A 13,152-nucleotide genomic window follows, 5' to 3' on the forward strand; every position below is an offset into this window, starting at 1 on the left:
CTTAACTAGTTCGCTAGCTAAAAATTTGTTACTTGTTTGCGTTACGAAATTAATTGGTTAAACTCCGAAGAGTTTAAGCATATAATATGTCTTTTCGTTCATTCAGTTTTCAAAGGTCAATCGCCGTCAAACTCTCGCTGACAACTACTTTAGTATAGCACAGCTATTTTATTTCGTCAATAACTTTTTTAAAGTTATTTAAGAAGTTTTTATATCTGTTAGCTATCAATTAATGCTCTATCAACAACAGTTGTATTTACTTTCCCTTGTTGAGAACTTTATAAATATACTACGTTTACCGATACATGTCAACGACTAAAAACATTTCATTTACATGGCCTATTAATTATAAAATCACTTATTTAGTATTTTGCGAACAAAACATTCTATCATCAAGTTTCCCGCTTGGTTTTATCGCTTAATAACAGACGATATACTCATTTATGAATACATTATATGCTTTTAGCAAAAAAAATAAATTACTGTATAATATAGAAGTATAAAAGGAAATGGGGTCATACAATGGAAAATGAAGCGAAAACATCGGATTTTCAACAAAACATCCAAAAAATATTATCTGATGACAGAGTGAAAGAAGCCTTACATCAGATTTTTTTAGAAAGCGAACAAACAATTGCAACACAGATAAAATTAGCCGAAACTGCTAGCCCGCCTTTTAATGAAGAAAAGCGTCGTGAATTATTCATTAAACTCTTAAATGACAGTGGATTAGAAGATTTAACAATCGACACCGAAGGGAACACTTATGCTTATTTTAATAAAACAGATAACGCAGATACCCCTACACTGTTTTTAAGTGCGCACTTGGATAGTGTTTTTGATAACGAAACTGATGTCACTGTTACTTTCAAAGACGGCATGTATTATGGCCCTGGCATTTATGATGATGCTAGAGGCTTAGCTGTAGTAATAGCATTAACAAAAACACTTACACAATTTGATATCAAATTGGAGAGTTCTCTTATAATTGGTGCAACAGTCGGTGAAGAAGGTCCTGGTGATTTACGAGGTGCTAAACATTTCTTTAAAAAACACGACTCTATTGACGCCTTTATTTCTATTGATATCGATGTGCCTAACGAAATTATCTATCAAGCAACCGGCAGTTTACGCTACATTTATACTTTTAATGGCATGGGGGGGCATAGCTACAGCGACTTCGGTAAACCTAGCGCTGTTCATGCTGCAGCTAGAGCTGTAACATACATTGCCGACATGGTAACCCCATCAGACCCGAAAACAACATTCAATGTTGGTGTAATTAATGGTGGTACAATACCTACAGCCATTGCAGAAAAAGCAATGATATACGTAGATATGCGCTCAACAGACCCTAATGAATTAAAAAAGATAGAACTTAACATTAATGCATGCGTCCAAACTGCGATTGATGATGAAAACAATAGATGGGCAGTATCTTCAAAAAATGATGCAGCTATTACTTTTTCTGCTGAACTAAAAGGTGACCGACCTGCAGGGAAACAATCAATTTCTTCTGAGCCAGTCATAGTCGCTGAGGAAGTTGCGAGAGCCTTAGGTCTTGATCCCTTACTATCTGAACCTGCAAGCACTGATATAAATGTTCCCCTAAGCTTAGGTATACCCGCTATTGCGATTGGTGGTGGTGGAAAAGCTTATAATCAGCATTCTCTTACTGAACATTTCGATCCGACCGATTCACATCTTGGTACACAACGTGCCTTTATAACTGTTCTAGCATTATTAGGAGTTACCGGTTTAACTCAACCACTATTAAAAAAGAGACTATAAACGTTCAAATAAAAAAGTAGCAAACCTTTAATGAGGCGCTACTTTTTATTTTCATATAAAAAATGACCTCCAGAAGTTAGCTGTTACTGCTAACTTTCTGTGGTCAGTTCAATAGATTCTTTTCAGTTACACGTATAACAATACGCTAAAGTATATAAAACCCGTTCCTGCTAATACAAATAAATGCCAAATTGCATGACCAAATTTTATTTTTGGAAAACTGTAAATCACAGCTCCTACCGTAAAAGCTAGCCCGCCAATAATTAGCAATATAATACCGTCGCCTGTTATTGCTTCGTAGAGTGGTTTCATCGCAAAAACAATACCCCAACCCATTATGATATATATAACTGTCGAAAGTATACGAAATTTTTCTAAGAAGAAAATTTTATATACTATACCTAAAATAGCCATTCCCCAGATAACTCCAAATAATGACCACCCTAATGCACCACCTAGACTTATTAACGCATATGGCGTATAAGATCCGGCAATCAAGAGGTAAATAGCAGCATGATCTAAAATATTAAAGAAATACCTCACTTTAGAAGGTGGTAGGCTATGCAACATTGTTGAACAAAAGTACAAAACCATTAGTGAAACACCATAGATTGTAAAACTTACAACATGCATGGCTCCACCTTTAGAAACAGCAATTAATATTAAAAACACTAATGCTGGAATACTCAATAAGAAACCTATACCATGTGTAATAGCATTTGCAATTTCTTCTGCCAGATTGTAAGATGATACTTTTTTTGCTGTTTGTGTCGTTGTCGTCATAGTCAACCCACCCTCTTTCTATTCCTCTAAGATAATACTTTAAGAATAACTACTTTTAAATAAGCACTTTCTGGATAACCTTTAATAGAAGCAAAATCCACTGGTTGCTCAAAAGTTGTTTCTACATGATACTTACGACCCTGTTTGGCAAACGAATTTTTGATTGTTTTGTTGAAATCAGACATCGTAATTCCACTGTGATTAGTTGAAGCAACAACATACCCATTAACTGCTGTAATATTGATTGCCTGTTCTAGCAAAGTACCATAATCTTTAGTTGCACTAAACGTTACTTTTTTTGTTTTTGCGAAACTTGGCGGATCTAAAATAACCAAATCAAATTCCAGTTCTTTACGAGTTGCGTATTTAAAGTAGTGGAAAACATCTTCAACCATGATTGTGTGATCCTGAGGGTTAAGATTATTAACTTCAAATTGTTCAGCTGTTTTAGCACGACTTCTGTTAGCAACATCAACACTTGTTGTATGTATAGCACCACCCATTGCAGCTGCAACAGAGAAAGCACCAGTATATGAGAACGTATTAAGAACGCGCTTGCCAGCAGATAATTCTTCCATAATATAACGTCGTACATCACGTTGGTCAAGGAAAATACCCGTCATAGCACCATCATTTAAATACGTCGCAAAGTTAATATTGCTCTCTTTTATAATTAGTGGTTCAGGAGCTATCTCACCTTTGACAAAATTATCATCATCAACGAATTGACCATTTTCACCAAAACGTCGTTTAGCGTAGATACCTTTATATGAAATAACTTTTTCAAACGCAGAATAAATTGTATCTGAATGTAGAAAGAGTCCTTCACTATACCAACTAAATAAAGCAAAGCCATCGTACCAATCAATTGTTAAACCACCAATGCCATCACTAATACCATTAAAGACACGGAAAGCTGTCGTTTCTTCAGATTTGAATAACATTTCTCTTTTATCTACTGCTGCTCTAACTTTGCCTAAAATAAAAGCATAATCGAATACTTGGTTCTGTTTATTAGATATAACCCAACCGATACCTTTATTTTGCTTACCTACAAGCGCAGTTGCGACATAATGTTTTTTTTCATCCATTAATTCTACAACAGCACCTTCTTCTTTAGGTACTTTGTTATAGAACATTTCTTTCGTTAACAATGGTGTTCCACTGTTAATATTACTCACTGCCCATTTCTTAATTTCATACATTAACGCATTCCGTCCTTTTTTTTATTGACTTATAGCTATCATACCCTAAATACACATAGAACACTAGCAAGTTAACAAAAATGAAAAGGACTAAACACCTTTATTACATGACCTCCATCTTAAGATCTTTACGGTTAACCCACTTCAATTTCAACATCACTTGATGAACAATAAATGTAATAATAGCTGGAAGTACAATCCCCATTAATAGATAGACAAAGAAATCATTATTACCTTGTTTCCCCCAAATAGCTATTGGAGCAATCAATGAGTTTAAACCCAGACCCGCTAACTCATAGCTCGTCTTAAAATGAAAGACGGTTGTCGCTATAGGTGCACAAATAATAGAGGCCAAAAATGGACCAGCTACTAGTTGTGGATGTTTGATAAGATTTGGAAATTGTACTTTTGGAGTAATTAATCCTTGTGCAAGATTACCACCTAAATCATTTTGTCGGAAAGACATTACCGTAAATCCAACAAATTGTGCTGTACAACCTATCAATGCAGCAGCTGATGATACTGGGTCTAATTGTAATGCAATTGCCAGTGCTGCTGAAGATGCTGGCGTCATTAACAAAATACTCCAGACTAACGCTATAACACTTGAACCAAATAGTGGAGACACAGTAATTGATTGTGCCATAAAACCACTTAAATCGACTAAAAGTGGTGTAGTTACTGCTGCTAGACCTAATCCGGCTACGCCCCCCACAACAACTGCAACAAAAGGAATAAATACCATATCTAAAATCGTTTTACCTGTTAACCATAAACCCACTAACGTTGCAATTATCCCTGCTAAAACTGCTGATATTGGTTGCCCTGAGACGAAGACCAAACCTACTCCACCTGTTGCAGCATTGGCACCTTCCACAAAATGTACGGCAGCACCACCTACTGTTGCTGCAATCATTGAACTAAATACCACTAATGTATTTCCCTTAAGTTGATAAGCGATTGCCACACCAAATGCTGGTGCTAATAGTGACTTAGCGATTGTTCCGATACCAATAAAAGCTGGCCAATTAAGAAAACCACCTATCGTTTCAATTAATAAACCAATTCCTAACATTACTAAAACAGCGTTAGCTACTCCCGCCGATACACGATAAACATAATCGATAAAACGCATATTTTCTTCTTTCATTGTTTCTGTTTTCATAAAAAACACTCTCCCTTTAAATGAATTATCTGACAATTCCGATAATATGCTTTTTAGTATACTCCTATTTGCATTAGTAATATAGACCTTTTTACAATTGGAAACACTTACATTGATATCACTTTTTTATGATTGCCTTATTACTAATCTATTTTTAATATTGGTAACATTTAGAATATTCTAAATTCTTGTTGACTTCTGAAAATAACAAGTGTAATATCAGTATCAATAACATTCACAAATTCATATACAACTCTTATTACGAGTGGTTGAGGGACTGGCCCTATGACACCCGGCAACCTTTCATTTCGATGAAAAGGTGCTAAATCCTGCAAGGAATCTTTTTTCCTTGAAAAATGAGAGAAATCGAGCACATCATTTATTGCAGCTACGATTCGCCTCTCTATAGTTTTTTATAGAGAGGCTTTTCTTTTGGGACGGGGTTTGTTAATTGAAGTGAGGTTATCATTATAAATTGGAGAGGAATTGATCATTATGACAGTCAAAAGTTCAAGTTTAGGATACCCACGTTTAGGAGAAAAAAGAGAATGGAAGCGCGCGTTAGAAAGCTATTGGAATGATGGTTCATCGAAAGAAGAGTTACTTGCAACAACTAAAGAATTGCGTTTAGCAAGTTTACAAAAACAGGCGGATGCAGGTATTGATAAAATTCCATCGGGAGATTTTTCACTATATGATCATGTTTTAGATACTTCAGTGACATTGGGAATTGTTCCTGAACGTTTCAAATATACAGATGGTGAAGTTCCATTAGAAACTTACTTTGCAATTGCCCGTGGTAACAAAGATGCCGTGGCTTCTGAAATGACTAAATGGTTCAATACAAATTATCATTACATCGTACCTGAATTAGACAATGCAAGACCTCAATTAACTTTTAATCGCCCCTTATTTTATTATAACGAAGCAAAAAATGAGTTAGGTTTAGAAACTAAACCCGTTATACTTGGCCCCATTTCATACTTAAAACTTGCAAAAGGTTATGAAGAAGATCAATTTGAAACACTGCTTACTGCTCTTATTCCTGTCTATGTACAGATTTTCGCTGAATTAGAAGCTGCTGGTGTTCAAACAGTTCAATTAGACGAGCCTTATTTAGTGCTTCTTACAGATAAAAAAGAATTGAACTATTACAAAAAATCTATCGCTGCTTTCAAAGAGGCTGCCCCATCAATTCAATTGATTTTACAAACATATTTCGAACGCTTAGATCATTACGAAGCGATATTAGAATTACCAGCAGACGGTTTTGGGATTGATTTTGTGGCAGATCACGGTGATAACTTACGTTCACTTTTACAATTTGGTTTCCCAGAAGATAAGATATTAGCTGCTGGAATTATTGATGGACGTAATGTATGGCGTTCTAATCTTAAAGATAAATTAGCCTTACTGACTTTAATTCAAGCAAACGTTCCTGCTGAACGACTTATTATTCAACCTTCATCATCACTATTACATGTACCAATTACAGTCGCACATGAAACCACCTTCGAAAAAACATTAGTAAACGGCTTAGCTTTTGCTGATGAAAAATTACATGAAATTGTTCTATTAACAAAGGCTGTTCGTGATGGTGTATCATCTATTCAAACAGAATTGGATGATAGTTTTGAAAAATACACAGCGTTACAAAAAGCTGACTTTAGAAATAACCAAACGGTTGAAGCTGAATTAACTAGCATCCAAGGTGAAGAAGTTAATCGTGCGCTTCCTTACGCTGAAAGAATTTTATTACAACATGAAGCACTTAATTTGCCACTATTACCTACAACTTCAATTGGTAGTTTCCCGCAATCAGCTGTTGTCCGTCAAAAACGTGCGGCTTGGAAAAAAGGTAATCTCACAGAAGCTGACTACCGTTCATTCATTAAAGAAGAAACTGAACGTTGGATTGATATTCAAGAAGGTCTTGATTTAGATGTTTTAGTTCATGGTGAATTTGAACGTACTGACATGGTTGAATACTTTGGTCAACAATTAAGCGGCTTCCAAGCAAGTACATTTGGTTGGGTACAATCATATGGTTCTCGCGCAGTGCGTCCACCACTCATCTTTGGTGACATTGCCTTCGAAAAAGAAATGACTGTTGAAGAAACCGTTTATGCACAATCCCTAACTGAGAAACCAGTCAAAGGAATGTTAACAGCTCCTATCACAATTTTAAACTGGTCTTTTGTTCGTGATGACATCACGGTAGATAAAGTTGCCAACCAAATTGGTTTAGCATTACGTAAAGAAGTACTCGCATTAGAAAAAGCTGGTATTGGTATCATCCAAATCGATGAGCCTGCTTTAAGAGAAGGGTTACCTTTGAAAGAAGAACGATGGAAAAAGTATTTAGATGCTTCTGTTTATGCTTTTAAATTAACTACTGCTGGTGTTAAAAACGAAACACAGATTCATACACATATGTGTTACGCCGAATTTGACGACATCATTGATACTATCTCAGCCCTAGATGCAGATGTTATTTCAATTGAAACATCACGAAGTCATGGTGATATCATCGAAGCATTTGAAGTCCACACTTATGACAAAGAAATCGGGTTAGGTGTTTATGATATTCATAGCCCTCGGGTTCCTACTGCGGAAGAAATCAAACAAAATATCTCTCGTGCATTGCAAGTGTTTCCACCTGAACAATTCTGGATTAACCCTGACTGTGGTCTTAAAACACGTCATGAATCTGAAACAATCGATGCGTTAAAAACAATGGTCGATGTTACAAAAGAAATTAGAAAAGCCTATAACTAATACTCACGGAGGCGATATCAATGGGACATCACATCGACACTTTTTTAGCTCAGATTGGTAACAGAAATGACGAAAAAACAGGTGCAATTACAACACCGATTTACTTATCTTCAACATATGCCCATCCTGCATTAGGAGAATCAACGGGCTTTGATTATACAAGGACTGCGAACCCCACACGTTCTGTTGTTGAGGAAGCTTTAGCTAAACTGGAGGGCGGCTCATTTGCCGTCGCTACTAGTTCTGGCATGGCAGCTATTCAACTCGTTATGTCATTGTTTAAAACAGGCGATCATATCATCACTTCACATCACTCTTATGGTGGTAGTTTACGCTATTTTGATTTATTAACAGCTCAACAAGGTATAACCTTTAGCTTTTGGGATGATTTGAACAGTGATATATCTGCATTGATTACTCCTGAAACGAAAGCAATTTGGATTGAAACACCCACCAACCCTTTAATGTTGGAATTAGACATCGCAACGATTGCTAAAATTGCGCATAAACATGATATCTTAGTTTGTGTCGATAACACATTTTATACACCACTATTACAACAACCGCTTCAACTTGGGGCAGATATCGTTGTTCATAGCGCAACTAAATATTTATCCGGGCATAACGATGTCCTAGCGGGGGCTGTCATTTGTAATGACGATGCCTTAGCGAAAACACTAGGCGCTAACCTCAATACAACAGGTGCTACACTGGCACCTTTTGATTGTTTTTTACTCATCCGTGGACTCAAAACATTAGCTTTAAGAATGGCAAAACATCAAGAAAATGCTCAGGCTTTATTCAACTATCTAAGTACTCACCCTAGCATCGAACAAGTCTACTATCCTGGCCAAGGGGGCATGCTTAGTTTTGCAATTAAAGATGCCTCAAAAGTTGGGCCATTGCTTTCATCCTTAACTGTTTTTAGTTTTGCAGAAAGTCTTGGGAGTGTGGAAAGTCTTATTACCTATCCATTAACGCAAACACATGTGGATATGTCTGCTGAAGATTTAGCAATTTGTGGGATTGATGAACATCTTTTACGCTTATCTGTGGGTATCGAGGATAGCGCTGACTTAATTGCTGATTTAAAGCAAGCACTTGAAAGTGAGGAATTGTTATGACAGATTCAATCCAAACACAATTAATTCAAGCAACAACACAAATTGATCCAACTACAGGTGCTATCGTCGCTCCGGTTCACCATACAAGTACCTATCATCAAACAAGTGTTTCTGAATTTGGCAAATTTGATTACAGCCGTTCTGGTAACCCTACACGCGAATTATTAGAGACTGCAATCGCTGAACTTGAACACGGCACTCGTGGCTTTGCTTTTTCATCAGGTATGGCGGCTATTTCAGCAGCTTTATTAACGCTATCTCATGGTGACCATCTTGTCATTGCTCAAGATGTTTATGGTGGAACGTTCCGTTTTGTAACACAACATTTACCACGTTACGGGATCACTGCTACTTTTGTTGATCCTCAAGACTTGGATGCTGTTGTTGCCGCTTTTACACCACATACAAAAGTTCTCTATCTCGAAACGCCTTCAAATCCAACACTTTCAGTGACTGATATCTCTGCAGCAGCAGAATTAGCGCATCAACATAAAGTGAAGGTTTTTGTTGATAATACTTTTATGACACCCTATTTACAACAACCCTTATTATTGGGCGCTGATTTAGTTGTACATAGCGCAACTAAGTTTTTAGGCGGGCATAGCGATTTATTAGCTGGATTAGTTGTTACTAATGAAGCAAAACTTGGCGAACAAGTTTATAATGTCCAAAATTCATTTGGTGCAGTGTTAAGTCCTGCCGATTCTTGGCTCTTATTAAGAGGTATCAAAACACTGGGTGCACGTCTTGATGTTGAAACCGCTTCTGCTGAAAAAATAGCAAATTATCTCATCTCTCATAAAAAAGTAACTCATGTGTATTATCCGGGCCTAGCAACACACCCGCTCTCTCACATTCATTTAACGCAATCGAAAAATGGCGGTGCAATCGTCTCATTTGATATTGGCGGAGAGGAACAAGTGAAGATACTCCATCGCCACTTGCGACTCCCTGTATTTTCAGTCAGCCTGGGTGGTGTGGAAAGCATTCTCTCTTATCCAAGAACGATGTCACATGCAGCGATGTCCACTACAGATCGTGAAGAACGCGGTATTACTGACGGCTTATTACGTTTATCAGTCGGCCTCGAAAACGTTGAAGACTTAATTGCTGATCTAGATAATGCCTTATCCTATCTTTAAGGAGCTTAAACCATGACAAATTTACGCGATTCACTAAAAAATAATGTTTTAATTGCTGATGGTGCAATCGGTACTTTATTAAAACAACATGATCACACACATGGTCATGGCCCCTCTATTGATGCTCTCAACTTATCACAGCCTGACCAAATTCGTGACTATCATTTAGCATACTTGCGAGCTGGAGCTGATGTTATTCAAACAAATACCTATGGCGCAAATACTTTAAAGTTAGCTCGTTATGGTCTGGAAAAAGACATTGTAGCAATTAATCAAGCAGGCGTTCGCCTCGCTAAAGAAGCCATTAAAATACACGGGCGTGGTTTCTTACTTGGAAATATCGGGGGCATTAATGCCGAATATGTACCTGTCCACTTACGTTCAACATCACTCGATGATATTCAAAAAGTTTTCAGGGAACAACTTTATCTTTTATTACTTGAAGGTGTAGATGGGTTATTACTTGAAACATACTATGATCTTGAAGAGTTAAAAACGGTATTAAAAATCGCACGTGAAGTGACTGATATTCCCATCATCGCTAATGTATCTATTCATGAGGTCGGGATTTTACAGGATGGGACTCGTCTTGATATTGCCCTACAAGAATTGGCTGATTTAGGAGCTGACGTTGTTGGTGTTAACTGTCAATTAGGTCCTTATCATATGATTAAAGCTTTAGAAGGTGTTCCTTTACTCACTAATGCCTCACTCGCAGTTTATCCGAATGCTAGTTTACCCACTGTCGAAGATGGTGAAATCATTTACCAAACTGAGCCGAGCTATTTCAAAAAATATGCCGAACGCTTTCGCTTACAAGGTGCCCATTTAATTGGTGGCTGTTGTGGCACTACACCTGCTCACATTGCTAACCTGCGTAAAGGCCTTGAGTCTACAACACCAGTTGATACAAAAGTAGTCATTCCATTGCCTGATGAAGTCGTTTTTACCAAACCAAAAAAATTCAGAGGAAAACGTTTGGTTGATAAAGTCCTGACAGAAACAACTGTTTTAGTCGAACTTGATCCTCCGCGTACCCTTAATACTGAGACTTTTTTTAAAGGCGTACAAGCTCTTTATAATCAAGGAACTGATGCTGTTACTATTTCGGATAATTCGTTAGCTTCCCCACGTATTAGCAATTTAGCATTAGCGGCTTTAATTAAAGAACGATACAACCACAGTCCTTTAATACACATTACTACCCGTGATCATAACTTAGTTGGATTACATGCTCACGTTATGGGGCTGCATAAACTTGGCATCCATGATTTATTAGCAATTACAGGTGACCCTACAAAAGTTGGGGATTTCCCCGGTGCTTCGTCTGTCTTTGATTTACGTAGTGTTGAATTGGTACAACTTATCAAGCGCTATAATGATGGTTTATCCTATTCTGGTAAATCGTTGGGTGAAAAAGGCAATTTTAATGTGGCGGCGGCTTTTAATCCTAATATAAAAAAATTACAACAAGCTTATAAAATCATCCAACGTAAAATTGATTATGGCGCAGATTATTTCATTACTCAACCTGTTTATGATGTTGAAACAGTCCATCAATTAGCCGATATGCTAAATGAACACAACATTACAACACCCTTTTTCATTGGCGTTATGCCACTTCTATCTAGTCGTAATGCAGAATTTCTTCATAACGAAGTCCCAGGTATTCGCTTGTCGGATGAGGTCAGAGACCGTATGAAACAAGCTGATGTTGATAATCGTAGTTTAGAAGTTGGTTTGGAAATTTCAAAAGAAATTATTGATGCTATTTTAGAAAGATTTAATGGCATTTATATTATCACACCCTTCCAACGCTATGAAATAAGTCTGGAATTGTTGCATTATGCAAAAAAAACGGCACCCATCTTAAAATAATTACTTAACACGCCATTCTATATTGAATGGCGTCTTGTTTTCGTTTATAGTAAACAAAGTAAGGGAATAATTAAGGGTAAGAACACCTATTTTTAATTATATTCACTCTACATAAATTGATTAACAACTAAGGGGGAGACAACATGAAACAAACGCAAAAAACATCATTCAAAGAAGCCTTTTTAAACAATCGTTATGTCATCGGTTTAATTGTTTCATTGCTTCTAATTCTTAACATCATTGGTTTAACAAAAATATCATTTATTTTCCATCCACTTGCAGTAGTGATACAAACTGTGTTCTTTCCAGTCCTCATAGCCGGTGCGATATACTATGTATTAAATCCAGTCGTTAAGTTTTTATCACACCATAAAGTAAAACGCTGGTTAGCAACAACCATTATTTTTCTATTAATGATTGGAATTGTTGTTTTGTTAGGCTTTTGGATTGTTCCCGTTGTAAAAGAACAAATTCTAGAATTAATTGATGATATACCTGGCTATATTAAAGTATTAGAAGATAAACTTAATGAGCTTTCAAGCACTGGCGTTCTTTCACGCTATAAAGAACAGATTGATGCAGCAACAAATAATCTTGGAAATTTAGTTTCTAACAACGGCTTAGAATGGACGAAGAACTTCTTTGCTGGCTCATCTTCTTTCTTTAGTGCCTTATCCACAGTTGTTTTAACAATTGTTACAATTCCATTGGTGCTGTTCTATATGTTGAAAGATGCGGATAAAAAATTGTTACCCGCTCTTATCAAACCTTTTCCAGTAAAATGGCGTCCAATGTTGTCTCAAATGTTACGCGATATGAATGACAAAGTGAGCCATTATGTACGTGGACAATTGTTTGTTGCTTTAGTGCTGGCAATATTATTTTATATTGGGTATTTAATTATCGGAATGCCTAACAGTCTCACATTAGCGGTCTTAGCAGGTGCAACCAGTATCGTGCCTTACCTCGGACCAATCATTGCGATTTCACCAGCTTTAATTTTAGCTTTAATTACTTCACCCGCAATGCTGATTAAACTGATTATTGTTTGGAGTTGTGTGCAGTTCCTTGAAGGTAAATTTGTAACACCTCAAATTATGGGACGCTCACTAGATGCTCACCCACTTACAATTCTCTTTTCTATCTTAATTGCCGGACATTTGCTCGGTGTAGTTGGGATATTACTTGCGATTCCAGGTTACTCTGTTTTAAAAGTTTTAGTAAAATACATTTATCGCCTACTACATATCGAAACTGATTTATACAATGGCGACACGATGAAATAA

General features: G+C 36.7%; 9 protein-coding genes and 1 riboswitch. Of the genes, 6 read left to right on the forward strand and 3 right to left on the reverse strand.

All coding sequences use genetic code 11. The features are described 5' to 3' along the window. Positions 1–522 precede the first annotated feature (522 nt). Positions 523–1,791: a M20/M25/M40 family metallo-hydrolase gene (locus tag IKV95_RS02760; protein WP_069125330.1), complete on the forward strand. Its 1,269-nt coding sequence runs from the start codon at positions 523–525 to the stop codon at positions 1,789–1,791. Positions 1,792–1,917: 126 nt separating this feature from the next. On the opposite strand, the gene trhA is transcribed toward IKV95_RS02760, so the two are convergent. From trhA to IKV95_RS02775, 3 genes are all read right to left on the reverse strand, one after another. After that, positions 1,918–2,574, reverse strand: a complete 657-nt coding sequence (gene trhA / locus IKV95_RS02765; RefSeq protein ID WP_029091776.1) for a PAQR family membrane homeostasis protein TrhA — start codon at positions 2,572–2,574, stop codon at positions 1,918–1,920. 26 nt (positions 2,575–2,600) lie between these two features. Beyond that, positions 2,601–3,779 (reverse strand): class I SAM-dependent rRNA methyltransferase, encoded by a 1,179-nt coding sequence (locus IKV95_RS02770; protein ID WP_036027416.1) that lies wholly within the window; start codon positions 3,777–3,779, stop codon positions 2,601–2,603. Between the two features lie 103 nt (positions 3,780–3,882). Continuing rightward, positions 3,883–4,944 carry a PTS sugar transporter subunit IIC gene (locus IKV95_RS02775; protein ID WP_373453435.1) on the reverse strand — a complete coding sequence of 354 codons (1,062 nt, stop codon included), beginning with the start codon at positions 4,942–4,944 and terminating at the stop codon, positions 3,883–3,885. Between the two features lie 253 nt (positions 4,945–5,197). Beyond that, a riboswitch (SAM riboswitch) is annotated at positions 5,198–5,307 on the forward strand. A gap of 129 nt (positions 5,308–5,436) precedes the next feature. Between IKV95_RS02775 and metE the strand changes: the two genes are divergently transcribed. From metE to IKV95_RS02800, 5 genes are all read left to right on the forward strand, one after another. Next, positions 5,437–7,722 carry a 5-methyltetrahydropteroyltriglutamate--homocysteine S-methyltransferase gene (metE, locus tag IKV95_RS02780; RefSeq protein ID WP_069119167.1) on the forward strand — a complete coding sequence of 762 codons (2,286 nt, stop codon included), beginning with the start codon at positions 5,437–5,439 and terminating at the stop codon, positions 7,720–7,722. Between the two features lie 20 nt (positions 7,723–7,742). Continuing rightward, entirely contained in the window at positions 7,743–8,846 is a 1,104-nt protein-coding gene (locus tag IKV95_RS02785) for an aminotransferase class I/II-fold pyridoxal phosphate-dependent enzyme (RefSeq protein WP_287451392.1), read from the forward strand. Then, positions 8,843–9,988: a trans-sulfuration enzyme family protein gene (locus IKV95_RS02790; protein ID WP_069119164.1), complete on the forward strand. Its 1,146-nt coding sequence runs from the start codon at positions 8,843–8,845 to the stop codon at positions 9,986–9,988. The genes IKV95_RS02785 and IKV95_RS02790 overlap by 4 nt, the downstream gene beginning before the upstream one ends. A gap of 12 nt (positions 9,989–10,000) precedes the next feature. Beyond that, positions 10,001–11,866, forward strand: a complete 1,866-nt coding sequence (locus IKV95_RS02795; RefSeq protein ID WP_106786331.1) for a bifunctional homocysteine S-methyltransferase/methylenetetrahydrofolate reductase — start codon at positions 10,001–10,003, stop codon at positions 11,864–11,866. Positions 11,867–12,009: 143 nt separating this feature from the next. Further along, entirely contained in the window at positions 12,010–13,152 is a 1,143-nt protein-coding gene (locus IKV95_RS02800) for an AI-2E family transporter (protein WP_069125327.1), read from the forward strand.

Origin of the sequence: Brochothrix sp., assembly GCF_017549435.1 — a bacterium.
GTDB classification, from domain to species: Bacteria; Bacillota; Bacilli; order Lactobacillales; family Listeriaceae; genus Brochothrix; species Brochothrix thermosphacta.